Source organism: Pseudomonas sp. NPDC090752 (assembly GCF_055584805.1).
Genome location: NZ_JBVJLI010000014.1, coordinates 26,841 through 51,378 on the forward strand (window position 1 = coordinate 26,841; position 24,538 = coordinate 51,378).

Sequence of the window (24,538 nt, forward strand, 5' to 3'; positions counted from 1 at the left end):
GGGCTTGGCCCGCGAAGAGGTCAGCATGTCCACTGCAAAAGTCCTGGTATTGCTCATGACCCTCAGCCTCAGCAGCCCAGCCCTTGCCCTGACCCTCACCCCCCAGGAGCAAGCCGGCAAACGCCTCTACCGCGAAGGTCTCTCCAGCAGCGATGCCCAGGTCACCGCCCGGGTCGGAGCCAGCGGTATGAGCGTCCCCGCCAGCGTCCTGCCCTGTGCCAGTTGCCACGGCAGCGATGGGCGTGGCCGCGCCGAAGGAGGGGTACGCCCCTCGGTCCTCGACTGGCAACGCCTGGCCCTGGGGCAAGGCGCCCGCCAGAGCAACGCCCGCAGCTACCCGGCCTATACCGACGCCAGCCTGGCCCGCGCCATCCAGCACGGCGTCGACCCCGGCGGTAATCGCCTGGACCCGGCCATGCCACGCTTCGAGCTGACCCTGGCTGATCAGCGCAACCTCACCGCTTACTTGAAACGCCTGGGTGAGGAGCGTGATCCCGGCGTGGAGGAGGGCGTGCTGCGCCTGGGTACGCTGTTACCGATCAGCGGTTCATTGGCAGAGGCTGGTCGGGTTGTGCGCGCCGTGCTCGAAGACGGTGTGGCACAGATCAATCAGCAGGGCGGCATCCATGGTCGCCTTTTGGAACTGGCGGTGGCCGATCCTGGCCCCGATCAGGCCAGCGCCGAGCGCGCCTTGCGTGATGTGCTCGATCAGCAGCAGGCATTTGCCCTGATCAGCCCGCTGGCGCCGATGCTCGATCAGCGTCTAGCCACAGTACTCGCACAGCAAGACGTGCCTTTGATCGGCAATACGCCCCGCGGCGGCGGCAGTTTGCAGATTTTCGACCCGCTGCCAGGCATCGCCACGCAGCTGCTGAGCCTGGCTGTGCATGCCCGCGATACCCTGGGCCTGGCGCCGGATGCGCTGCGTGTGGTGTACGCCGGCAACGACCAGGCAGCGCTGGCTGAACAGGTGCGTGAGCGATTGCAGCAGCAAGGCTGGGCACCGCCCCCGAGCGAAGTCTTCACCGGCCAGGCGGTGCAGGGTCAGGGCATTGTTTTTATTGGCCGTGCCCAAGCCTTTGCCGAGCTGGCCGCAACGTTGCAGACAGCAGGTAGTGAGCCCTATCTTTTCGCCAGCTCCAGCCAGGTGGCCGGTGCTGTGGCAAGGTTGCCGGCGCAGTGGTCGAATCGGGTGTTCCTGGCGTATCCGTTCGTGCCTGGCGATTGGACTGAGCAGGGCCTTGCGACCTTGGCCGGGTTGCAGCAGCGCCGAGGCCTCGACCCGCGCCAGGCGTCGCTGCAGGTGAGTACGCTGTGTGCGCTGCAGCTGTTGACCGAGGCACTCAAGCAGGTTGGCCGCGACGCCAGCCGCGAGCGCCTGGTCGCCGCCCTGGAGGGCCTGCACGATGTCGACACTGGCCTTACCCCAGCGCTGGGCTTTGGCCCTGGCCGACGCCAGGGCATGGCTGGGGCCCACGTAGTCGCAGTGGCCCTGCCAGGGCCCCGCTTCACATCTGTCGCCCCGTACCGGCCAATACCGGACGCCCCCTGAGCGGAGGTCGCCATGCGAATGCTATTGCTGTGTCTGTTATTGACCGTTGCGAAGACGAGCTGGGCCGATATACCGGCGGCGCGGGTCAATGGGGTGGACATCGGCGTGCTGCGCCTGGAGCGTTACTTCAGCGAGTACCTCGAGGCCCAAGGGCGCGCAGTGTCCAGCATCCGCAACCCAACGTTGTACAAACGCCTACGTGACCAGGCGCTAGACGAACTGATCGACAAGGAGTTGCTATGGCAAGAGGCTCAGCGCCGAAGCATCGTCATCACCGACGAGCAAGTCTTGGCTCAGGTAGGCGAGGTGGAAGCGGCTTTCGGCAGCCCAGCGCTGTTCGAAAGTCGCTTGGCGGATGCAGGTTTCGACCGGACAGCATACGCTGACTACATACGACACGAGCTGGCCTCGCAGCAAGTCTACGCCCAGCTCAGCGAGGTACAGGCCCCCACCCAGGCCGAGGTGAAGGCGTTCTACCAGGCCAATCGAGAAAGACTGCAAGGAGCGCAGAACCAAAGTGATAACCCTTCGGTCATACCGGAACAGGGCCTGGTCTTGGCCAGGGCCGCGCTCATCAAGCAATTGCAGACGCAGGCACGGCAAAGCGTGCGCCAACGTTTGCGCGAATCCGCTACAGTGGAGTTCGCTGACTGACGCCGCCGATGGCGTTTCCCCAAAGCTGGGGAATAAAGCATTGGCAAAGTGCCACCATGTTCCCCGTATGTGGGGCATCGAGTAGAACCCTGTTCGGGGCACTGACCAAAGCGTATGTAAAATCAATGACTTAAAGTGGTGCAACATGATTCATCACGCCTGGCACGAAGCCTGCTCAAGCCTTACCAAGGCCGCACTTCGCAGACCGGGGAACCGGGCAGTTCTTGGGAGTCGACCTTGGTGAACAGAGTATTGGTAGTCGATGACGAACAGACCCTTGCGCAGAACCTGCAAGCGTACCTGCAGGCGCAAGGCCTGGAAGTCCATGTTGCCCACGACGGTGCCAGTGGTATCGGCCTGGCTGAGAGCCTGGCACCGGGAGTGATTGTGCTGGATTACCGCTTGCCCGATATGGAGGGGTTTCAGGTCCTGGAGACCGTGCGCAAGAACAGGCAATGCCACTTCGTGCTGATCACCGCCCACCCGACCGCCGAGGTCCGTGAGCGGGCCGCCGAACTTGGCGTGACCCATGTCCTGTTCAAGCCGTTCCCGTTGGTGGAACTGGCCCGCGCGATCTTCGACCTGATGGGCATCGAGCGCCGGCGCAGGGCCACGGACAACCCGGCAGAAGGGTTCGTCGAGCGACGCCAGTCGAGGAACGAATCGTTCCCCTTGCAGTTGTTCGATGGTAGCTGGGTCCTGGCCGACCGCCGCCGTAATGGCGCCAGGCCCCCTGGACCTGACGACGACCAACTGCTCACTGGGGAATAGCGGCGCCCGCAGCCCTCACCGAGCCTGCGACGCGCCCCCTGAGCGGAGTCGCAGGCCATGTCCGATGCATTCGATCACAGCGTTTTGGCCTACCCCCGGGACCTGCTCGCCCAGGCCCGCCTGCAAGCCAGCGACGAGCGTTTGCTCAACTGTCTGGAACGGCTGTCCTGCGACACCCCCGACACCTTCATTCGCCGCCTGGGCACCACGCTGCACTATCCGGTGCTGGACAGCCAGGCGCTGCTGGCCAGTACCCCGCGTTTCGATCAGGTCAGCCTGGCCCACTGCCTGAAGCGCGAATTCGTCCTGATCGAGCAGGGCGGTGAACGCCTTGGCGTGTTTGCCGACCCCTTCGACCACGCCCGTCTGGCCTGGATCGACGACGTGTTGCAAGGCGCGCCGCTGTACCTGGCCCACGCCGCAGACCTGGCCACCTTCCTCGCCCGCCACGAAGAAAGCTTTCATGCCGTAGACGCCCTCGACCACGACGCCGAGACCAGCAGCGAAAGTGACCCGCTGCAGCGTCTGTCGCTGACCAGCATCAGCGAAGACCAGAGCAAAGTCGTCAAGCTGGTGAATTCGACCCTCTACGACGCCCTCAAGCAGCATGCCAGCGATATCCATTTAGGAACGACCGGCCAGGGCCTGACGATCAAGTACCGCATCGACGGCGTGCTCAACGCTGCTGGCAAGGCCAGCGGCAGCGCCTTCGCCGACCAGGTGATCTCGCGCATCAAGGTCATGGCCGAGCTGGACATCGGTGAAAAGCGCGTGCCCCAGGACGGCCGCTTCAAGGTCGCCGTTGGCGAGCGCCAGATCGACTTTCGCGTGTCGATCATGCCCAGCATCTTCGGTGAAGACGCCGTGCTTCGGGTGCTCGACAAGCAAGACCTGTCCGACCGGGTCAGCGGCGTGCAGCTGCAGGCTCTGGGTTTTGCCGACGAAACCCTGCGCGCCCTGCGCCGCCTGGCCGCCGAGCCCTACGGCATGATCCTGGTCACCGGCCCCACCGGCAGCGGCAAAACCACCACGCTGTACGCCATGATCAGCGAGATCAACCACGGCGTGGACAAGATCATCACCATCGAAGACCCGGTCGAGTACCAGCTGCCCGGCGTGCTGCAGATCCCGGTCAACGAGAAGAAGGGCCTGACCTTCGCCCGCGGCCTGCGCTCGATCCTGCGCCACGACCCGGACAAGATCCTGGTTGGCGAGATCCGTGACCCCGACACCGCGCAGATCGCCGTGCAGTCGGCGCTCACCGGCCACCTGGTGTTCACCACCATCCACGCCAACAACGTTTTCGATGTGATTGGCCGCTTCAGCCAGATGCAGGTCGACCCCTACAGCTTCGTATCTGCCCTGAACGCGGTGTTGGCCCAGCGCCTGATTCGCCTGGCCTGCCCACACTGCTGCAGCCCCTGCGAAGTCGACGACGACATGCTTGCCGCCTCGGGCCTGACCCGCGATGCCGTACACGGCTGGAAGTTCGTCCGCGCACAGGGCTGTGGCCAGTGCCGCGGCAGTGGCTATCGCGGGCGCAGCGCCATTGCCGAACTGCTGCATCTGGACGACGACCTGCGGCAGATGATCGTCGAACGCCGCCCGCTGGCGCAGATCAAGGCGCTGGCCTGTCAACGCGGCCTGCGCCTGCTGCGCACGTCTGCCCTGGACCTGGTCCGCGAGGGCCGTACCACACTCGAGGAGATCAACCGTGTCACATTCATTGCGTGATCGAACCTCCAATCAATACTGCGCCGTGCTCGGCGCAGAGGGTGTCGGCCTGGGGCGCTGGCACGGCAGCCAGCACCAGTGGTTGGGCAGCCGCGCCTTCACCTGCGATGCCGCACAACCGGCCTGGCAAGCGGCGCTGCAGGCGCTCTGCGCACTGTTGGCCGAGCACGCCGTGCGTGGCGGCCAGTTGCAAGTGCTGCTGTCGGCCCGCTACAGCCGCTTCTGCCTGGTGCCCTGGAGCGATGCCATCAGCCACCCACGCGAACTGGATGCCTACGCCCGAGCCTGCTTCGAAAATCTTTATGCGCAGTCGCTGGACGACTGGCGCATCGTCCTCTCGCCAGAGCCTGCGGGTGCCGCGCGTATCGCCACCGCGCTGCCCGACGCCCTGCTGCAAGGCCTGCAGGCTCTGGGCCAGGAGAACCATCTACGGCTGCGTTCGGTACAGCCGTACCTGATGGCCGCCTACAACCGTTGCTCGGCGCAACTGCAAACGGGCGACTTCCTCTTCGTCCTCGCCGAGCCGCGCCGCAGTGTGCTGTTACTGGCTTGCGGCGGCGCCTGGCAGCAGGTGCTGGCCCAGGGCTGCGCCGACAGTGACCAGGCCCTGCAAGCGCTGATCGAGCGTACCTGCGAGCTGTACGGCGAGCAGATGCCGCAGGTCTACCTGCATGCCCCTGGCCGGGGCGATGTGCCGCAACTGGCGGCGGTGCAGCTGTGCCAGCCGGCCAGCGAAACCGACCCGCTGTGCGCCATGTGGCGGGCGGTGGCCTGACATGCGCCGCCTGAATCTGGAATTCCAGCCCCGGCGCAGCAGCCCACTGGCCTGGACACTGCTCGCCCTCGCGGGTGCCGTGGTGGCCGTGCTGGTCCTGCTGCAACAAAACCTGCAAACCGAGCAGGTAGACCTGGAGGCCCGCGTGCATGGCCTGGAACTGCAACTGGGCCGCCGCCCGGCGACCGCCGCACCGCAGAATAGCGCCGCCAGCCGCGAACAGGCCGAACGCCTGGCGCAGATGCGCAGCGTCTCGCAGCAACTGCAACGGCCGTGGCAACAGCTGTTCGCCATGCTCGAAGCGCTGCCACAGGACGACGTCGCGTTGCTCGGCCTGACCCCCGATGCGCGCAAGGGCCAGGTCCGTATCGCCGCCGAGGCGCGCCACCTGGAAGCGATGCTGCAGTACCACCGCCGCCTGGAGCAGAGCGCTGAGCTCAGCGATGTGTCGCTGCTCAACCACGAGGTGGTGGCGGGCCAGCCCGAACACCCGGTGCGCTTCACCCTCACCGCCACCTGGGAGACTGGCCATGCGCGTCCCTGAGTCGTTAAGCCGCCTGATCATTCAGGAGCAGCTGCGCCGCATCGGGCCGGTCGGCCTGGCTGCAGCTGCAGTGGCCGTGCTCGCGGTGGGTGTAGCCCTGGCGGGGGTGCTGCCGCAGTGGCAGGCACTGCGTGAACTGCGCGCCACCGAAGCCGATGCCAGCGCCCAGGTAGAACGGGTCAAGCGCGGCGAGCTGAAGATCGCCGTCAAGCCTGAACAACAAGCCCTGGACAGCCTGCGTCAGCAGTTGCCTGGGCAACCCGAGGCCAGTGAACTGATCGAGCGTCTGTACCAACTGGCCAGTGCCGAGCGCATCAATCTGGCGCGGGGTGAGTACGCGCTTGGCGTCGATCCCAAGACCCAGCTGGCGCGCTACCAGATCGTCCTGCCTGTGCGCGGCAGCTACCCGCAGATCCGCGGCTTCCTGCGCGGCCTGCTGGGCCAACTGCCGACCCTCGTGCTCGAAGACCTCGAGTTGCAACGCAAACGCATCGGTGACAGCGAGCTCAATGGCCGGCTGCGCATGACCCTTTACCTGTCGAGGTCGTGATGAACACTCAGCGTGCACTGATGTGGGCGGGGTTTCTGGGGTTGGCCGGGGCATTGGCCTGGGCGCCGGGGCATTGGTTTGGCCTGGAAGCTGGTGTCGCCCCTTTCGCGGGCAAGCCCGCTCCCACAGGTTTAGTGGGCGCTGCGGACCCTGTGGGAGCGGGCTTGCCCGCGAAGAGGCCGGAACAGACTTCAAGAGACCTGTTCCCTCGCCAGCAATGGACCCGACCGCAAACCCTGGCCACCGTCACCGAACAACCCCTGGTCGCCGCGCCAGTCGTAGCGGCCACCCCCACAGCCCCCGCGCTGCCGTTCCAGTTCATCGGCCGCATCGGCGACCGCGACGACCTGCAGATCTTCCTGCAGAGCGGCGAAAAGCTCTACGTCGTGCGCCAGGGCGACGTGATCGACGACACCTACCGCCTCGACAGAGTCTCGGCCAACGAGCTGGACCTGGTTTACCTGCCTTTGCACCAATCACAGACCTTGTCTGTAGGGAGCGCACCATGAAGCCATCGAAGTTGTGCAAGCCTGCTCCGTTCATGCTCCTGGCGCTCTGCGTGGCCATTGCCGGCTGCGGGTCGAGCGCGGTGCGCAAGGACAGCCAGGAGCTGATGCAGGAGGGCCAGTACGAGGCCGGCATCGCCCGCCTGGAAGAGGCCTTGCGCGAAGACCCGCGTGACACCGACCTGAACATCGCCCTGGCCCACGGCCGCCAGGCAGCGGTCGAGGCGCTGATCACCCAGGCTGACAGTGACCGCGCCCGCCACGACTTCGCCGCCGCCCGCATCGGCTATGGCCGTGTGCTGACCATCGAGCCGAACAACCGGCGTGCCCAGGAGGGCATACGCCAGCTTGAACTGGTACGTACCCTCGACGACCGCGTGGCGCTGGGCCAGGCGGCCTTGCGCCAGGGCGACCTGTTCGGGGCCGAGCGTTACATGCGCGAGGTGCTGCGCCTGGACCCGCAAAACCAGAAGGGCATCATGCTGCGCAGCGACATCGAGAACGTCCAGGCACGCACCGCGCAGCCGTTCCCGCAACTGCGCAGCAAGCTGGAACGCCCGGTCACCCTCGAGTTTCGCGACGCTGCCGTGAAGACCATCTTCGAGGTGCTGTCGCAGGTAGCAGGTATCAACTTCATCTTCGACAAAGACCTGCGTCCGGACATGAAAGCGACCATCTTCGTGCGCGATGTACGCATCGAGGACGCCATCGCGCTGCTGCTGGAGCAGAACCAGCTGCGCCAGAAGATCGTCAACGACAACACCCTGCTGGTCTACCCCGACTCGCCGCAGAAGACCAAGGACTACCAGGAACTGGTCATGCGCACCTTCTACCTGACCAGCATCGACGCCAACACCGCGCTGAACATGGTCAAGACCATGCTCAAGACCCGCGACGTGTTCGTCGACGAGCGCCTCAACACCCTGACCATGCGCGACACCCCGGACGCCGTGCGCATGGCCGAGAAACTGCTGCAGTCGCAGGATCAGTCCAACCCCGAGGTGGTGCTGGAAGTGGAGGTGATGGAAGTGGCCCGCTCGCGCATCCTCGACCTCGGCCTGCAATGGCCCAACACCTTTGGCGTGCTGAACAATGAAGGCAACCCGGTCAGCGTGCTCGACCAGCTGCGCGGCATCAACTCCGGCCGCATCAGCATCTCCCCCGCGCCGCAGGCCAAGATCAACGCCCAGGACAAGGACATCAACACCCTGGCAAGCCCCGTGATCCGCGTCAGCAACCGCGAGCAGGCGCGCATCCACATCGGCCAGCGCGTGCCAATCATCAGCGCCACGTCAGTGCCGTCCACCCAGGGCCCGGTGATCACCGAAAGCGTCACCTACCTGGACGTCGGTTTGAAGCTCGAAGTGCAGCCCACCGTGCACCTGAACAACGAAGTGGCGATCAAGGTGGCGCTGGAGGTCAGCAACGCCACCCCGCTGGAGCCGACCCGCCAGGGCACCATCCCGGTTCAGGTCGACACCCGCAACGCGCAGACCAGCCTGCGCCTGCACGACGGCGAAACCCAGGTGCTGGCGGGCCTGGTGCGTAACGACAAGACCTCCAGCGGCAACAAGATCCCGGGGCTTGGCGACATCCCTGGCCTGGGCCGGCTGTTCGGCAGCAACCGCGACGACATGAGCAAGTCCGAGCTGGTGTTGGCGATCACCCCGCGCATCGTGCGTAACCTGCCTTACCAGAGCCCGTCGGACATGGAGTTTGGCACCGGCACCGAATCTGCCATGCAGGTGCGGCAGATGGCCCAGCCGCTGCCGGCCAGTGCGCTGCCCGCCGACGACCCGAGCGATGCCCCGGTGGTTGATAGCCAGATGGCAGTGGTGCCGGCTACCCGGAGCCCACGTCCATGAAACGCCCGCAGCAAGGTTTCAGCCTGATCGAAGTGGTGCTGACCCTGGCACTGCTCGGGCTGCTCGCCAGCATGGCCGCGCCACTGACCGAAACCGTGGTGCGCCGTGGCAAGGAGCAGCAACTGCGCCAGGCGCTGTACCAGGTCCGCGATGCCATCGACGCCTACAAGCGCGCCTTCGACGCCGGCTTCATCGAGAAACGCCTGGACGCCAGCGGCTACCCGCCGAACCTGCAGGTGCTGGTCGATGGCGTGCGCGATGTGCGCAGCGCCAAGGGCGCCAAGTTCTACTTCCTGCGGCGCATCCCGCACGACCCGCTGCTGGCGGCCAAGGGCGAGGATGGCGGGGGGTGGGGTCTGCGCGCTTACGACAGCAGCCCCGACAACCCGCGTGAAGGCGAAGACGTCTTCGACGTGTACTCCAAGGCCCGTGGCAAAGGCCTCAACAACATCCCTTACGGGCAATGGTGACGGCCATGAAACGCAGCCGAGGCTTCACCCTGATCGAACTGCTGGTGGTGATGGCGATCATCGCCACGCTGATGACCATCGCCATGCCGCGCTACTTCAACAGCTTGGAGAGCTCTCGCGAAGCGACCCTGCGCCAGAGCCTGGCGGTGTTGCGCGAGTCGCTGGACCACTTCTACGGCGACACCGGGCACTACCCCGATTCGCTGGAGCAACTGGTCGAGTTGCGCTACTTGCGCAACACCCCGGTCGACCCGATCACCGAACGCAGCGATGCCTGGCAGCTGGTGCCTCCGCCGGAAGGCGTGGCCGGCGGCGTGGCCGACATCAAGAGCGGCGCAACAGGGAGGGCACGTGATGGCAGTCTCTTCGCAGAATGGTAAGGCCTGCGCCGGCTTCACTTACCTGGGCGTGCTGCTGCTGATCGCAGTCAGCAGCGTGGCCTTGGCCGCCACCGGTACGGTGTGGTCGAGCGCCGCCCAGCGCGACAACGAACACCAGTTGTTGTGGGTGGGTGGCCAGTATGCCCAGGCACTTCGCAGCTACTACCGCGCCTCGCCGGGCCTGGCCCAGTACCCGCAGGACTTGACCGACCTGCTGGACGACAACCGCTTTCCCGAAGCCCGGCACCACATCCGCCGCTTGTACCCGGACCCGATCACCGGCAGTGACGAATGGGGTCTGTTGCGCTCGATCGATGGCCGTATCACCGGCGTGCACAGCCGCTCCGACGCCACCCCGTTCAAACGCAGCGGTTTCGACACCCAGTGGTCGGGCTTCGAAGGCCTGGAGCACTACAGCGACTGGCAGTTCGTCGCCGAACAGGCCTTCAACGAAAGCGCCAGCGGCGCACAAACCCACAGCGGCCCGGGAGACACGCCATGAAAGGCCTCAACGTGTTCTGCCTGAGCCTTGGCCTACTCCTGGCCGCCGGGGCCTCCGGCGTGGCCCAGGCCGAAGCCGAGGATGAGATGAAGGGCTTCATCGTCGACAACACCATCTCGCACATCGGCCACGACTTTTACTACTACTTCGCCGACCGCCTGCGTGCCACCAGCCGCCTGGATTTCAACCTGGTGGTACGCGAACGCCCGGATGCCCGCTGGGGCAGCCTGGTGACGGTGGAGTTCGAGCGCGACGTGCTGTACCGGCGCTTCCTGCCGCCCAACGTCACCCAATTAAAAGAAGAGGCCGTCGCGGCCGCCGACCTGGTCAAGCAGGAGGTGATCCAGCGCAAGCTGCAGCGCCTGCTTCAGGACACCACTGATCTGGAGAGGGACGAGCTATGAACACTCGCATCGCGCACTGCATCGCCGCCGGCTTGCTGGCCAGCGCCTTCGCCGCCCAGGCCACGGAACTGGTGTACACCCCGGTCAACCCGGCCTTCGGCGGCAACCCCCTCAACGGTACCTGGCTGCTGAACAACGCCCAGGCGCAGAACGACTACGACGACCCCGACCTCAAGGACCGCACCTCCGCCTTCGGCGGCACCTCGGCCCTGGAGCGTTTCAGCAACCAGCTGGAGTCGCGGATGTTGTCGCAGCTGCTGGACAACATCAGCAACGGCCAGACCGGCAGCATGGCCACCGACGCGTTCCTGATCGATGTGCTCGACGACTCCGGTGCCTTGAGCATCAGGGTCACCGACCGCGCCACGGGAGAAATTTCGATCATTGAGGTCAGCGGCCTGAACCCCTGAGAGGGAAGGGCTTTTTGTTGGGGAGAGAAACCATGAAACGTCTGCTGAGCGCTTTGCTGATCCTCGCCACCCTGCAGGGCTGCGGCCTGCGTGAACCGATGCCGGCCGAACAGGACTCGGAAACCCCGACCCTGACCCCGCGGGCCTCGACTTACTATGACCTCATCAACATGCCCCGGCCCAAAGGCCGGCTGATGGCAGTAGTCTACGGCTTCCGTGACCAGACCGGGCAGTACAAGCCGACCCCGGCCAGCTCGTTCTCCACCAGCGTCACCCAGGGTGCGGCGAGCATGCTGATGGACGCCCTGAGCGCCAGCGGCTGGTTCGTGGTACTGGAGCGCGAAGGCCTGCAAAACCTGCTGACCGAACGCAAGATCATCCGCGCCTCGCAGAAAAAACCCGACGTGGCCGAGAATATCGCGGCGGAACTGCCACCTTTGCAGGCGGCCAACCTGATGCTCGAAGGCGGCATCATCGCCTACGACACCAACGTGCGCAGCGGCGGGGAGGGGGCGCGTTACTTAGGGATAGACATCTCCCGTGAGTACCGGGTGGATCAGGTCACGGTCAACCTGCGCGCGGTGGATGTGCGTACCGGGCAGGTGCTGGCCAACGTGATGACCAGCAAGACCATCTACTCAGTGGGGCGCAGTGCCGGGGTATTCAAATTCATCGAGTTCAAGAAACTGCTGGAGGCGGAGGTGGGGTACACCACCAACGAACCGGCGCAGCTGTGCGTGCTGTCGGCGATCGAGGCGGCGGTGGGGCATCTGCTGGCGCAGGGGATCGAGCGGCGGTTGTGGCAGGTGGCAGGCGATGCGGGGGAGGGTAAGGCAGGGGTGGACAAATACCTGAGTCAGTCGCAGCCGCAGTAATGTCGGGAAAATTAGGTGTACAACCATGGCCTCACAGACATAGGCGCATTTGTTGCAACTTACCTATGTCTGTGAGGCCATGGTTGTACGCCTTGCTGCATGTCTTGAGACAAGTGGTGCGGGCGCGAGCGCTACGCTGAGTTGTTTGCCAACGCAGCTCACCCTGCCTTACGCAGCGTCAAATTAATCCGCCGTTCCCCCATCCGCGGATGCACGCCCGGCTTGATCGGCATGACCCCATGAAATCGCAACCGGTCCTCGCCACCCCAGACCAGCACATCGCCATGATTCAACGGGATCCGCTGCGTCCGGTCCGAGCGCTGTAGCCCTCCGAACAGAAACACCGCCGGCAACCCCAGTGAAATCGACACGATCGGCTGCCCAAAATCTGCTTCATCGCGGTCCTGGTGCAGGCTCAGGCGGGTGCCGGGCAGGTACTGGTTGACCAGGCAGGCATCCGGCACAAACCCGTCGAAGCCAGCTGAGGCTGCAGCGCGACCGGCAAGGTCCAGCAGGACCTGGGGAAGGGCAGGCCAGGGGTTGCCGCTGACGGGGTCGGTTGGGCTGTAACGGTAGCCCTTGGTGTCACTCACCCAGCCCAGCGAACCGCAATTGGTCAAGGCCACCGCCATGTTCAAACCGCCCGGCGTTTGCATATGCCGCAATGGAGCAGCGCGCAGGACCGGGCGCAGGGCGTCAAGCAGTGGCTCCATTTCGGCCAGGGCGAAACCGGGCAGCAGCACGGTGTGGCTGGCCAGGCGTTGCGGTTGGGAACCGAACAGGTCGAGGTCGGACTGGATCATGATGGTAGCGCTGGGATGTAGTGCAGCCATTCTAACGCTGCCAGCGCTGTTGGCCTATTCGCGGCCATCTCTGTGGGAGCGGGCTTGCCCCGCGAACACGGGCGAAGCCCATGTCATCCAGCGCGGTGTCTGCTTCGCGGGACAAGCCCGCTCCCACAGGGTACGCGGCGTTCTCAGACTCGCTCTTGGCGCGGCGGCTATAGCAGAAAAAAAGGAACCGCAGCGCCAGGGAGAGTAGACGCCGCGGTTCAAAGGGGGAGCTGCTTACCGCTGGGTAGCCGTGGCCGTGTTGCCATTGCCCATCTGGGTAATGGTGGCGCTCTGGTTGGCGCCGGCCTGGTCGACGATGGCCTTGTTGTTGTTGCCGCCCTGGGTCACGTAGGCGACGTTGGCGGTGTCGGTCTGCTTGATGTTGGCGTCGTTACCGCTGCCGTATAGCTGGGTGGTGTAGCTCTGGTTGGCGTAGCCGGACTGGTCGAGGGTGATGGTGCTGCCGGTGCCGTTGGTGTCACCGGTGGCGTAGTTGTCGGTGCCGCGTTGGTCGGCGACCAGGATGTTGTCGGTGCCGTTCTGCTCGAAGTACAGCTCGTTGTTGCTGTCGGCCTGCTTGGTTTCCATCGAGTTGTTGGTGCCTTTCTGGCCCAGGGTGGCCATCTGCAGGCTGCCGTTCTGAGTCAGGTTGACGGCGTTGCCGGTGCCTTTCTGGTTGATCACGGCAGTCTGGTCACTGCCGAACTGGCCGCCGAGTTTCTCGCCCTTCCAGTTGCTGGCCATCACCTTGTTGCCGGTGCCCTGGGTGGTGATGGTCAGGCTCTGGTTGTCACCGTTCTGGTAGGTGAAGTGCAGGTTGCTGGTGCCTGTCTGGGAGATGTTGGTGTTGGAGTTCGTGGTCTCGAACTGGTCGGACCAGCTGGCGTTGGACTTGCCCTGTTGGTACAGGCTGGCGGTGTTGTCGTTGCCCAGGCTCTGGTCAATGTAGGCTTCGTTGAGCTGGCCATTCTGGTTGACCGTGGCCTGGCTCCCGACCTGGGTGTCCTGCCACACTTCGGCCGAGTTGCCGGTGCCGTTCTGGTCGATGGCGATGATGCCGCCGGTGCCGTCGCGTTGGTCGCCATAAGCCCAGTTCTGCTTGCCTTGCTGGTAGACCTCGATGGTGCCGTCGTTGTGCGTCAGGTGTTCGGCGGCCGCGTAGTTGTCCTGACCGTCCTGGTTCACCAGGCTCTTGTTGTTGCTGCCGCCGAACAGCTGCTCGACGAAGGCTTCGTTGCGCTGGCCGTTCTGCCGGGTGGTGGCCTGGCTGCCCAACTGGGCATCCTGCCACACGGTCGAACGGTTCTCGGCGCCTTGCTGCACTTGCAGGGCCTCGTTGTTTTCACCCACCGATTGGCTGGCGAAGGCGTCGTTGTAGGCGCCCGCGGCCTGCTGGGTGATCTGGCTACCGTTCTCGAACAGCTGTTCGCCGTAGCCGGCGTTGAACGAGCCGCTGGCGCTCTGGTCGATGTAGCTGGTGCTGCTTTCCTGCACGGCCAGGTGGTTGTGGCCCTTGCCGCTCTGGGTTTGGGTGGCGGCGGCGAAGGGGGCGACCGTCTGCTTGACCTCGGCGATGTTCTGGTTGCCAGTCTGCGACTGGGTCGAGGTGCTGTCGGCTGCCATGACCTGGCCGGCAAGGGCCAGGACGATAGCGGCGCTTAAAGGAGCGAGCTTGAACATGGTGGTGCCTCCAGGTCTATCGGTATTGAGTGATCTGCACATGCTGGCCATTGCCGGCTTGGGTCACCGAGCTGTTCAGGCCCGAGCCGGCCTGCACGATGCTGGCGCTGTTGTCGTTGCCGATCTGCTCGATGCTGGCGTTGTTGCTGGTGCCGCTCTGGCGGATCGACGCGCTGTTGCCATTTCCCTGTTGGCTGATGCTGGCCATCAGGTCACTACCTTCTTGCAGGATGTACGCCTCTTGCGCCCCCCCGGCCTGGACGATGCGGCCCAGCAGGGCCTGGCCGTTCTGATCGAGGGCGGCGCGGTTGCCCGAGCCCTGCTGCTCGATCACCGCCACCTGGCCGGCACCAACCGGCAGCAGGCGGATGATCACCGGGTCGCCGAGGTCGCTGCCGGCCGCTAGGTCGGCGTTGTCCATCAGGTCGTCGGCCTGGGCCTGGGCGGCGAGGGCCAGGCACAGCAGCAAAGGGTTCAGGCGCTTCATGGCGTTCTCCCGGCCTCACTGCACGGTCACGTTGACGGTGCGGCTGGTGCCTTGGCTGGTGGTGATGGTCGCCGTCGGTGCTGCGGTTGGGATCACCGTGGTGCTGTTGCTGACTGCCAGTCTCCAGCGACCGGTCACCGGTACCGTGGTGGTGCCCAGCGTCTGCACGCCGGTGCTGGTGGTCACGCGCACGGTGATGGTGTTGCCGGTGGTCACCGAGGACGTACCGCTGATGTCCCAGTTGAAGCGGTTGTTGGAACGGGCCTGGACCGTCGCTGCAGTGACCGCGAAGGTCTCGGCCGCAGGGCGGGGCGACACGTTGACCGTGACGGTGCCGGGGTTGGACAGCGCACCGAGTGAGTCACGCACCCGGAAGGTGAAGGTCGTGCTGAACGCCGTGGTGACTGTGGCCGGTGGGGTGTAGGTCACGGTGCTGCCGTCGGTACTGACCGTGCCGCGACCGGCTGGCGGTTGCGTCACGCTGGCAATTACCAGCGGGCCATTGCCCTCTGGGTCCGCCGCACCCGTCAGGGCGTTGATGGTCAGCGGTACACCCAGTGTCGCTACGGTTTGCGCCGCTACGGTGGGTGGCTGGTTGGGAGCGACGTTGACGGTCACGGTCGCGGGTGTCGACTTCAGACCTTTGGCGTCCACCGCCTGGTAGGTGAATGTGGCCACCAGAGGCTGCGTAGCACCTGCAGGCGGGGTGTAGGTCACCGAGGTGGTGCCGTTGAGTACGACGCCGCCCAAGCCCGTGCCGGGTTGGGTGAGGTCGCTGATGGTCAGCGGCACATCGCCGTCTGGGTCGCTGTCGTTCTGCAGCAGGTTCAGCGTCAGCGGTACACCGACGCTGGTGCTGCCGTTGTCGGCTTGCGCCAATGGCGGCTGGTTGGCAGCTTCGACCGGCGCATTGCCGACCACGATTACCGGCTCCACATCGCTGCCGCCATGGGACGATTTGATGGTGACGGTAGCCGGTGGCTGGGCCAGGTCGTTGATGGTCAGGCTCTGCAGGGTGCCGGACTTGGACATCCGGCCATAGCCCTGGGCGAGCAGGTCGGGAATGACCACCTCATCGCTGGAGCGCGCTTCGATCACCAGGCGTTTGTTGGCCCAGTCGTAGCGCGCAGTGCTGACCTTGACCACGTCGGTCAGCTTGCTCGACAACGCGGTCGGACGGGTGCCGCCGGTAGTCGTGCTGGCAGTGACCACCACCACCGGTGGCGGCGCGGTCTGGCTGAGCTGTTGGCTGAAGAACAACCCGTTGTTATCCGACAGCAGGCTGAACTGGCAAGGCGAGGGCGGCGTACCAATGAGTGCCAGGCCATTGCGCAGGCACACGCTGGCATCGTTGGGTGCCTTGGCAAAGACTTCCACACGGGTGCCTGCACCATTGCGCGAGTAACTGGCGCGCTCGAGGGTGACTGGCGTTTGTGCGCGCTGGTCGAGGGCCTTGCCCGACACCGTGAACACGTTGGTCTGGATGGCCCCGGGCGGGCCTTCGATGCGAACGAAGTTGGTGTTGAACGGGCTGCCGGTCACCGCTTCGGTCAGGTTGGGGTCACCGATGAAGGTTTCGGTAGCACCGGTGTCGGGGTTGACTTCGGTGTACGGGCCGCCGACGCCTCGTAGCCATGGGCCGAGGTTACCGTTGAGCGGGCCGGTAAAGTTGCCCGGGGCGCCGATGCCAATGTCGCGAGTGATGTTGATCGCCCTGCGGCCGGCGGTGGTGACGTTGACCGTCTCTACGCCGTACGGGTGGGTGATGGTATAGGTGCCGGTGCGCGGCACCGAGGCGCGGATGCGGATACGGGCAAAGCTCTGCTGGTCGCCATCCACCGGGTTTTCCGACGCGAATGCAGCTTCCAGCCCCGCCACATAAACTTCCAGCTCGTAGCCGCTGTTACCGACTTGAGGGATCTCGGTTTCGGCCAGGAACCAGAACATCTCTGGCGGCCAGTTATCTGGGAACACCAGCGGCAGCGCGTCGTCATACACGCCCGGTTCCGGCAGCAGGGTGCACATGTAGGCCGGAGCACCGGGTGCGCCAGGCGCCCGGGTGCTGGTGGCGCGTGACTGGCACAACTCCAGAGACAGGTCGTTGGCGTCCTTGTACCACATCGGGTAACCACCGGTGGCAAAGGTGTAGGGCCCAGGGTCGACATCGGACAGAGCGGCCCAGGCCGCGCTGGTGACAGTGAGGGAGAAACCGGCGGCCAACAGCGCGCGGCGTTGCCAAGTGTTCATGCTGCCTCCTTGAAGGCGGAGCCTTTGTCTGTTCATGGCACCAGCACCACGTCTTCGCTGTCGCTACCACCGTTGGCGCTGGTGACCTGCACCTTGGCGGGTGGGATGGGCGACAGAGAGGTGTTGAGGGTTTTCACGGCACCGTTGCCGGCCAGGTTGCCGATGAACGTGCCGTTCCCAGTACGGGCGCTGAGCACGGGCGGGCTGGTTTCGTCACTGGTGCTGGCCACCAGGGTCAGCTGGCCGCTGGCCAGGCTGAATTCGGCGCGGCTGATGGTGACCAGGTCGGTCAGCGGCAGGTTGGCGGTGGTCACACTGCTGGTGGGGATCGCCACACTGTTGTCGGCGCTGAGCACCAACGTGGCCGGTACGATCGGGTTGAGCACCGATTGGGCATACCAGGCGCCGGTACCGTTGGCTTCGGTGAGGCTGAGATTTGGCGTCTGGCTCGTCAGTGTGACGCTGGCCGGTGGTGGCGGGGCCATGACGAACACATCCTGCTGGGCACGCAGGTCGCCGTTCTCGGTGTGCCGTGAGTAGGTGCTGCGCAGCGGCATCAACGGGGTCGGCCGGGCGACATCGGAGAGTTTGCCGGAAATCGAGAACAACTCGGTGCGCAGGTCGATGCCGCCAGGGCCTTCGATACGCACGAAGTTGGTGTTGAATGGGCTACCAGTGACACGCTCTTCCAGGTTGGGGTCGCCGATGAAACGTTCACTGCCCTCGGTGTAAGGGCCATTGACGCTGCGCAGGAACGGCCCGACATCACCCTTGAGCGCGCCGCTGAAGTCACCAGCGCCAGCAATGCCGATGTCACGTGTCATGTTGATTGCCCGGCGCCCGGCGGCGGGCACGTCGAACACGTCGACGCCGTAGGGGTGGGTAACCACGTAGGTGCCGGCGGTCGGCACATCGACGCGAATCCGTACGCGGGCGAAACTCACCTGGTCGCCTTCGACCGGCTCCTCGGCGGCGAACGCCGCTTCGATCGCCGTGCCGTAGCTCAGGTCGATGCCGCGGGCGGCGTCGACGATGGCGGCGTCGGCGGTGAACCAGAACGCTTCGTCGGGGAAGTTGCTGGGGAAGACGATGGGCTGGGTGTCGTCGAACACGCCGGGTGTCGGCAGCAGCGTGCACATATAGGCCGGTGCCCCGGGGGCACCGCCGGCACGTGAGCTAACGGCCTTGGTCAGGCACAGGTCCAGGGTTCGCCCATGCGAGTCCTGGTACCAGGCGGCAAAACCGCCATTGGCGGGGTTGTAGGGACCGGTGTCGACGGCATACAGCGCTGCCTGGGCCGGTAGCTGGAGCATGCTGGCGAGGATCGCCACGGCCAGCGGGGTGGGTTTCGGTCGGTGCATGAGTCAACTCCTCCTGCAAACGGGCCCATGGACTTGGGGCGTCTGGTAGAGGAACGGCAACTGCCGTGCCAAGTGTTGGAAAATGGGCTGGAGGGCGTGTGGGGCTTGGGCTTTAGGTTTTGGCTCGATGGTCTTGCACGTGTGCGGATGGGGGGTGTTCCCCAGGGTTGGGGGGTGGGATTGGTGGTGGAATTGGGGGGGCAAGGCTTAGGATTTGCCACGCGGCGCTAATGACTCCCAGAAAATTCTCCCGCACACTGCGAAAAAATCCCAAGCCCGTGACCCCCACCCGTGAGGGGTTATAGCCGGAGCGAAAAATGGCGCGACAACAACAACCATACGCCCAAGATCCGCTGCACGAATCCCGCCAGGCCCGGCTCAAGCTGGCCAGCGAAGGCGAGCTGCCCATGGGCATGCTGCGCGACGAAATCGACGCGTCCTGGCGCCGCAGCCTGGGCCATGGCCTGGATTGCCTGCAGGGCGAGCAGGTCGGCCTGGGCCTGCAACACGGCCATGACCTGCGTGCATTGCTGGAACACAATCGGCTGCTGGTCGATGCCGTCACCCCCGAACTGGACTACCTGGTCGCACGCCAGGGCAAGGCCGGGATCATCATCCTCGGCGACGCCCAGGCCAACGTGCTGGCCATCGAAGGACAAACCCACGTCCTCGAACGCGAAGGCCTGCGCGACCTGCACCCCGGCAGCTGCTGGAGCGAGTCGCTGCGCGGCACCAACGCCATCGGTACGGCGGTGGTGGAAGGGCGGCCGACGCTGATCAACTGCGGCGAACACTACCTCGACCGGCTCAGTCCCTTTGCCTGTACTTCGGTACCGCTGCGCGACCCGAATGGCGAGGTGATCGGCGTGCTTGACGTCACCCGCGAAGGCAACCTGGCCCAGCCCCAGGACAGCATGACCCTGCTGATGCTGGCGGCCGGCAATATCGAAAGCCGGCTGTTCGGCCTGTGTCATCCCGAGCACCTGGTGCTGGCCTTCCACAGCCGCCCGCAATACCTCAATAGTGCCTGGCACGGCCTGCTGGCGCTGAGCCTGGACGGTGAAGTGCTGGCCGCCAACGACAACGCCTGCCAGCTGTTGCAGGTGCCGCGCCAGGGCCTGATCGGGCGGCGCAGCAGCGACCTGCTGGGTGAGCGTTCGCCGGCCTTTATCGCACGCCTGTGGCAGGGCGGCGTGAGCAGCGTGCAGACCGCCAAGGGCGAGTTTTTCTTCCGTGCTTTGCAGCTGCCGCGCCATGGCCAGTTGAACGGCAACGTGGCACCGAGCAAACCGACGCTGGCCAACAAATCACCGGCCTTGGACGCCCTCGCCGGGGGCGACGCACGCCTGGCTCGCAACTTGCGCATGGCTCGCCAGGGCCTGGGCAATGGCTTGCCGGTATTGCTGCTGGGCGAGACCGGTACCGGCAAGGAAGTGGTGGCGCGGGCCTTGCACCAAGCCAGTCCACGGGCCGACAAACCCTTCGTTGCGGTCAACTGCGCGGCCATTCCCGAAGGGCTGATCGAGTCGGAGCTGTTTGGTTACCGCGAGGGTGCGTTCACCGGCTCGCGCCGGGGCGGCATGGTCGGGCGGTTGATGCAGGCCCACGGTGGCACGCTGTTCCTCGACGAGATTGGCGACATGCCGCTGGCCCTGCAGGCGCGCCTTTTGCGGGTGTTGCAGGAGCGTCGGGTGGCACCGCTGGGCGCGGCCGACGAGCAGGACATCGACGTGGCCCTGATCTGCGCTACTCACCGTGACCTCAAGCGGCTGGTCCACGAGCAGCATTTTCGGGAAGATCTTTTCTATCGGGTCAATGGTGTGTCGTTGCGCTTGCCCCCGCTGCGCGAACGCGATGACCTGGCAATCATTATTCAGGGCCTGTTGGACAAGGCGGGTGCCAAGGGCGTCACGCTCGACCCGGCACTTACCGCGATGCTCGAAGGCTTCGACTGGCCAGGCAACATCCGCCAGCTGGAGATGGTCGTGCGCACGGCGCTAGCCATGCGCGAGGACGGGGAGGATCAGCTGACCCTCGATCACCTGACCGACTGCCTGCTTGATGAACTGGCCAGCGGCACGGCGCCCTCCGGGAGCCTGAAGGACAATGAGTTGGAGCTGATCCGCGAAGCTCTGGCCCGCCATCAGGGCAATGTCTCGGCCGCCGCCGAAGCGCTGGGGATCAGCCGGGCGACGCTGTATCGCAAGCTCAAGCAATTGCGGGGCTGACATGGGCGGCTTGTTCGCAAGGCTGGTCGAGACCAGCGACCCCGTCCTCATGCGCCAGGCGCTGGCCTGGCTGTATGGTTTCGTCCGCCCCCAGCGGCGTGCTATCGGCGTGCTGCTGGGCTTGTCCCTGGGCGCCTCGGTCCTGGCCCTGGCGCAACCTTGGTTGGTCAAGACGCTGATCGACCAAGGCTTGTTGGCCAAAGATTACCAGACGCTTTGGCACATGGCCGCGATCATGATCGTCGCCGGCCTGCTCGGCACTGTGCTGGCGGGCGTCAACCGCTACCTGCACACGCGGCTGTCAGGGCGCATCCTGTTTGCCCTGCGCGATGACCTTTACCGCCATCTGCAGCAGTTGTCGCCGACGTTCTATGGGCGGCGGCGCACCGGCGACATCCTGTCTCGGCTGGATGGCGACGTTGCGGAAATTCAACGCTTTGCCGTGGACTCGCTGTTCTCGGCGGTGTCGGCGGTGATCGGCCTGGTGGGCGCGGTGGCGTTGATGTTGCTGCTGTCGTGGCAGCTGTCGCTGCTGCTGGCGCTGTTGATCCCGATCGAAGTGCTGTGGCTGCGCTGGATGCGGCGCAAGGTCGAGCGCGAAGTGCGCAGCTTGCGCGAGCGTTCGGCGGATGTGTCATCGTTCCTGGTCGAGACGCTGCCGGCGATGAAGTTCATCCAGGCCGCCGGCCAGCAAGACCGCGAGGCCGGGCGCCTGGACCAGCTTGGGCAGGGCTACATGCGCCAGTTGCTCAAGGTGCAGGTCACCGAGTTCTTTACTCAGGCAATTCCGGGCACGCTGACGTCGTGGTGTCGCGCGTGTGCGTTTCTGGTCGGTGGCTGGTGGGTGATCCAGGGCACTTGGCAACTGGGCGCGCTGATCGCGTTCTCCACTTACATGGGCATGGCTGTTGGCCCGGTACAGAGCCTGCTGGGGCTCTATGTAGCGGTGCAGCGCATGGCGGTCAGCCTGGGCCGGGTGATGGAACTGAAACAGGAACCCGTAGCGGTGCGCGAAGCTCAGGCGCCTCGGCCGATGCCACATGGCCCCGGTGAGCTGCGCCTTGAAGGTGTGCACTTTACCCACGACGGCCGTCAAGGGGCGGTGTTGGAGGATGTCCACGCCTGCGTGCCAGGCGGTTTGAAAGTGGCCATCAGCGGGGCCTCCGGTGTCGGTAAATCGACCCTGATCGACCTGTTGCAACGCTTCTATGACCCTGACACCGGGCGCATCCTGCTCGATGGCGTGGACCTGCGCGAACTCGATTTGGCTGCGTTGCGCCAGCGTATTGCCGTCGTTAGCCAGGACATCGTGCTGTTCCGTGGCACCTTGGCGCAGAACCTCGCCTACGGCGCACCCCAGGCCAGCCGTGAGGAGCTTGAGCGGGTGGTGCGCCTGGCGCAGCTCGATACCTTGGTCGACAGCCTGCCGTTGGGCCTGGACGGCTTGCTCGGTGAGCGTGGCCAGCAGCTCTCCGGCGGGCAGAAACAACGTATCGCGATTGCCCGCGCCGTGCTGCAGGCCCCGTCGATCCTGGTGCTGGACGAGGCCACCTCGGCTGTCGACGAAGCCACTGAGCGCGAAGTGATCGCTGCCATCGACCGGTTGTTCGCCGGGCGCACCCGCATTCTGATCAGCCACCGTGCATCGACCCTCGCCGATGCCGACTTGCGTTTGCATCTGCAAGGCGGGCAGTTGCATATACTGCCGCAGGAGGCCACTGAGCATGGCCAATGAACTACGGGTCGGCGTGATTGACAGTGGCTACTCACCCGAACAGGCCCAGAGCGTGGTCGCGTCGCGGCGTTTCTGGCTGGAAGGCGGTGTATTGCGTGAGGGTGAACCTGAGCCGGACCGGCTGGGCCATGGCAGCGCCGTGCTGGCTCGCCTGCAAGAGGAAGCGGGCCAGGTGACACTGTTGGCAGCTCAGGTATTCACTGGGCAGGGCATCACCAGCGCCTTGCAGGTTGCCGCCGCGCTGTTGTGGCTGGCCGAGCAGGGCGCAACGCTGATCAACCTGAGTCTCGGTCTGCAGCAGGATCGGCCGGTGTTACGCCAGGCCTGTGCCGAGGTTCAGGCTGCTGGTGTGCTGCTTTGTGCGTCGAGCCCGGCGCAGGGTAATGCGGTGTACCCTGGCGCTTATCCTGATGTCATCCGCATGACCGGCGATGCCCGCTGCGCCCTGGGGCAATGGTCGTGGCTGAACAGTGCCCAGGCCGATTTCGGCGGTTACGTGGGCGAACGCAGCATGGCGGGAGCCAGCTTGGGTTGCGCTGCGCTGACCGGGAGGATCGCGGCGCTGTTGCAGCAATATCCCGGCCTTGAGCGCGAGCAGGTGCTGGCCTGGCTGCAAACCCATGCGGCCTTCGTTGGCCCTGAACGGCGAGGTGTGGGCAATGCCTGAGCCGCAGATTTTGGTATTGGGGGCCGGGCCTGCCGGCGCAGCCACGGCAATGGGTCTGCGTCGGCTCGGCTATCCGGTGACGGTGGTCTCCGACTGGCGGCGCTTCGCGGCCGTGGAAGGCGTATCGCAACGGGTACTGGAGGGCCTGCGCCATGCAGGCCTGGGTGGCGCCTTGGGTGAAGCGGCGATGCCGGCGACCCGTCAGGTGCGCTGGAACGGCGAACGCCTGCAGATGAACCAGGAATTTCTGCTCGACCGGCAACGCTTCGACTGTGCCTTGCGAGAAGACCTTGCGCGTGCGGGCGTGACGCTGGTCGAGGGGCGTATCCGTGAAGTGGCGAAACAGGTACGCCTGGACGATGGGCAAATTCTGCACGCCGACTTTCTGGTAGAAGCGCGTGGCCGGCAGGCACCGTTGGCGGCTGATCGCCTGCGCGGTCCGGAAACGATCAGCCTGCTCAATCTGTGGCAAGGCGAGCCTGGAATACCGGCTTCGGCGGTGGAAAGCCTGGACGATGGCTGGGCCTGGATGGCCAGGTTGGCCGATGGGCGCTGTTATTGGCAGATCACCCTCAATGCCGAAGGCGTACCGGGTAAAGCCGAACTACCGGAATACTGCGCAGCACGTCGACGTGCGTCAGCGTTGGTGGCTGAGTTGTTCGACGCGCGCGCATTGGAGCCTGCGCAGGTGCATGCCCGCAGCAGTACGGCAATCCTTGCCGGGGATTGCGTGGGAGAAGGCTGGATCCGGGTAGGCGATGCTGCCATGGCAGTTGACCCACTTTCGGGGAACGGCATTTTCCAATCGCTGTCATCGGCGCTGCAGGCGCCCGTGGTGATCAACACCTTGTTGCGTCGGCCCGAGCGAGCCGCTTTGGCGCGGCAATTTCATCAGCAGCGGGTCGAGCAGTTGTTCATGCGCTTTGCGCGGATCGGGCGGGATTTTTATGGTCAGGAGCAGGCTCGCGCAGAGCAACCGTTCTGGGCGAGGCGGCGGGAATGGCCGGATGCGCAGCCATTGCATCTGGCGGCGGACTGGCGGGCGGTACGGGTAGAACGCAGGCCCGTGTTACGGGAAGGCTGGGTGGATGAGGCCGAAGTGGTTGTGACGGCGGATCAACCGCTGGGCGTTTGGCATCTGCAAGGGGTCGAGCTGGCGGCCGTGGTGCGGGCGGTGCAGTCCGGACAGGGGGTGGAATCGACCCTGATCGGCCTTTCTGCTACCGATCAGCTAAGGCTGCGGCGGTGGCTGGCAGAGCAAGGTTGTCCCTGAAAACAGGGGGCCGCAGAGCGGCCCCAGCCTGCCGG

Annotated in this window: 24 protein-coding genes; 19 read left to right on the forward strand and 5 right to left on the reverse strand. The window is 65.2% G+C overall.

The window, feature by feature from the left end:
* Positions 1 to 25 precede the first annotated feature (25 nt).
* The 15 genes from ACZ6YA_RS18615 (at position 26) to ACZ6YA_RS18685 (ending at position 11,992) form a co-directional block, all read left to right on the forward strand.
* On the forward strand, positions 26 to 1,552 hold the full coding sequence (locus tag ACZ6YA_RS18615) for a cytochrome c/ABC transporter substrate-binding protein (RefSeq protein WP_465898558.1): 1,527 nt from the start codon (positions 26 to 28) through the stop codon (positions 1,550 to 1,552).
* A 12-nt stretch (positions 1,553 to 1,564) separates the two neighbouring features.
* Positions 1,565 to 2,206 carry a SurA N-terminal domain-containing protein gene (locus ACZ6YA_RS18620; protein ID WP_465898559.1) on the forward strand — a complete coding sequence of 214 codons (642 nt, stop codon included), beginning with the start codon at positions 1,565 to 1,567 and terminating at the stop codon, positions 2,204 to 2,206.
* 237 nt (positions 2,207 to 2,443) lie between these two features.
* Entirely contained in the window at positions 2,444 to 2,977 is a 534-nt protein-coding gene (locus ACZ6YA_RS18625) for a response regulator (RefSeq protein WP_465898643.1), read from the forward strand.
* Positions 2,978 to 3,034: 57 nt separating this feature from the next.
* Positions 3,035 to 4,711: a GspE/PulE family protein gene (locus tag ACZ6YA_RS18630; RefSeq protein WP_465898560.1), complete on the forward strand. Its 1,677-nt coding sequence runs from the start codon at positions 3,035 to 3,037 to the stop codon at positions 4,709 to 4,711.
* Positions 4,692 to 5,486, forward strand: coding sequence for a hypothetical protein (locus tag ACZ6YA_RS18635; protein WP_465898561.1), 795 nt, complete (start codon positions 4,692 to 4,694; stop codon positions 5,484 to 5,486). Before ACZ6YA_RS18630 ends, ACZ6YA_RS18635 begins: the two co-directional genes overlap by 20 nt.
* 1 nt (position 5,487) lies before the next feature.
* Positions 5,488 to 6,030, forward strand: coding sequence for a PilN domain-containing protein (locus ACZ6YA_RS18640; RefSeq protein WP_465898562.1), 543 nt, complete (start codon positions 5,488 to 5,490; stop codon positions 6,028 to 6,030).
* The gene (gene pilO, locus ACZ6YA_RS18645) at positions 6,017 to 6,580 is read left to right on the forward strand and encodes a type 4a pilus biogenesis protein PilO (RefSeq protein WP_465898563.1); all 564 of its coding nucleotides are present in this window, start codon (positions 6,017 to 6,019) and stop codon (positions 6,578 to 6,580) included. The genes ACZ6YA_RS18640 and pilO overlap by 14 nt, the downstream gene beginning before the upstream one ends.
* Positions 6,580 to 7,089 carry a hypothetical protein gene (locus ACZ6YA_RS18650; RefSeq protein WP_465898564.1) on the forward strand — a complete coding sequence of 170 codons (510 nt, stop codon included), beginning with the start codon at positions 6,580 to 6,582 and terminating at the stop codon, positions 7,087 to 7,089. Before pilO ends, ACZ6YA_RS18650 begins: the two co-directional genes overlap by 1 nt.
* Positions 7,086 to 8,951 (forward strand): secretin N-terminal domain-containing protein, encoded by a 1,866-nt coding sequence (locus tag ACZ6YA_RS18655; RefSeq protein ID WP_465898565.1) that lies wholly within the window; start codon positions 7,086 to 7,088, stop codon positions 8,949 to 8,951. Before ACZ6YA_RS18650 ends, ACZ6YA_RS18655 begins: the two co-directional genes overlap by 4 nt.
* Entirely contained in the window at positions 8,948 to 9,421 is a 474-nt protein-coding gene (locus tag ACZ6YA_RS18660) for a type II secretion system protein (protein ID WP_465898566.1), read from the forward strand. Before ACZ6YA_RS18655 ends, ACZ6YA_RS18660 begins: the two co-directional genes overlap by 4 nt.
* Positions 9,422 to 9,426: 5 nt before the next feature.
* Positions 9,427 to 9,801, forward strand: a complete 375-nt coding sequence (locus tag ACZ6YA_RS18665; RefSeq protein ID WP_465898567.1) for a type II secretion system protein — start codon at positions 9,427 to 9,429, stop codon at positions 9,799 to 9,801.
* Entirely contained in the window at positions 9,776 to 10,303 is a 528-nt protein-coding gene (locus tag ACZ6YA_RS18670; RefSeq protein WP_465898568.1) for a type II secretion system protein, read from the forward strand. Before ACZ6YA_RS18665 ends, ACZ6YA_RS18670 begins: the two co-directional genes overlap by 26 nt.
* Positions 10,300 to 10,707 carry a curli production assembly/transport protein CsgE gene (gene csgE / locus ACZ6YA_RS18675; protein ID WP_465898569.1) on the forward strand — a complete coding sequence of 136 codons (408 nt, stop codon included), beginning with the start codon at positions 10,300 to 10,302 and terminating at the stop codon, positions 10,705 to 10,707. The genes ACZ6YA_RS18670 and csgE overlap by 4 nt, the downstream gene beginning before the upstream one ends.
* Entirely contained in the window at positions 10,704 to 11,117 is a 414-nt protein-coding gene (locus tag ACZ6YA_RS18680; protein WP_465898570.1) for a curli assembly protein CsgF, read from the forward strand. Before csgE ends, ACZ6YA_RS18680 begins: the two co-directional genes overlap by 4 nt.
* A gap of 32 nt (positions 11,118 to 11,149) precedes the next feature.
* Entirely contained in the window at positions 11,150 to 11,992 is an 843-nt protein-coding gene (locus tag ACZ6YA_RS18685; RefSeq protein WP_465898571.1) for a CsgG/HfaB family protein, read from the forward strand.
* 158 nt (positions 11,993 to 12,150) lie between these two features.
* On the opposite strand, the gene alkB is transcribed toward ACZ6YA_RS18685, so the two are convergent.
* The 5 genes from alkB to ACZ6YA_RS18710 form a co-directional block, all read right to left on the reverse strand.
* A complete protein-coding gene (alkB, locus tag ACZ6YA_RS18690) occupies positions 12,151 to 12,795 on the reverse strand; it encodes a DNA oxidative demethylase AlkB (protein ID WP_465898644.1) in 645 nt (214 codons plus the stop codon).
* Between the two features lie 264 nt (positions 12,796 to 13,059).
* On the reverse strand, positions 13,060 to 14,505 hold the full coding sequence (locus tag ACZ6YA_RS18695; protein WP_465898572.1) for a curlin: 1,446 nt from the start codon (positions 14,503 to 14,505) through the stop codon (positions 13,060 to 13,062).
* 16 nt (positions 14,506 to 14,521) lie between these two features.
* A complete protein-coding gene (locus ACZ6YA_RS18700; RefSeq protein ID WP_465898573.1) occupies positions 14,522 to 14,992 on the reverse strand; it encodes a curlin in 471 nt (156 codons plus the stop codon).
* A 15-nt stretch (positions 14,993 to 15,007) separates the two neighbouring features.
* A complete protein-coding gene (locus ACZ6YA_RS18705) occupies positions 15,008 to 17,239 on the reverse strand; it encodes an Ig-like domain-containing protein (protein ID WP_465898574.1) in 2,232 nt (743 codons plus the stop codon).
* Between the two features lie 32 nt (positions 17,240 to 17,271).
* The gene (locus ACZ6YA_RS18710) at positions 17,272 to 18,600 is read right to left on the reverse strand and encodes a hypothetical protein (protein ID WP_465898575.1); all 1,329 of its coding nucleotides are present in this window, start codon (positions 18,598 to 18,600) and stop codon (positions 17,272 to 17,274) included.
* Between the two features lie 317 nt (positions 18,601 to 18,917).
* Here ACZ6YA_RS18710 and ACZ6YA_RS18715 point away from each other — a divergent pair, with 317 nt between their 5' ends.
* Genes ACZ6YA_RS18715 through qhpG form a run of 4 tightly spaced genes read left to right on the forward strand, consistent with a single transcriptional unit; the run spans position 18,918 to position 24,503 of the window.
* On the forward strand, positions 18,918 to 20,828 hold the full coding sequence (locus tag ACZ6YA_RS18715; RefSeq protein WP_465898576.1) for a sigma-54-dependent Fis family transcriptional regulator: 1,911 nt from the start codon (positions 18,918 to 18,920) through the stop codon (positions 20,826 to 20,828).
* A gap of 1 nt (position 20,829) precedes the next feature.
* Positions 20,830 to 22,563, forward strand: a complete 1,734-nt coding sequence (locus tag ACZ6YA_RS18720) for an ABC transporter ATP-binding protein (RefSeq protein ID WP_465898577.1) — start codon at positions 20,830 to 20,832, stop codon at positions 22,561 to 22,563.
* Positions 22,553 to 23,230 carry a subtilisin-like serine protease QhpE gene (qhpE, locus tag ACZ6YA_RS18725; RefSeq protein ID WP_465898578.1) on the forward strand — a complete coding sequence of 226 codons (678 nt, stop codon included), beginning with the start codon at positions 22,553 to 22,555 and terminating at the stop codon, positions 23,228 to 23,230. Before ACZ6YA_RS18720 ends, qhpE begins: the two co-directional genes overlap by 11 nt.
* Entirely contained in the window at positions 23,223 to 24,503 is a 1,281-nt protein-coding gene (qhpG, locus tag ACZ6YA_RS18730; RefSeq protein ID WP_465898579.1) for a flavin-dependent monooxygenase QhpG, read from the forward strand. The genes qhpE and qhpG overlap by 8 nt, the downstream gene beginning before the upstream one ends.
* Positions 24,504 to 24,538: the final 35 nt, after the last annotated feature.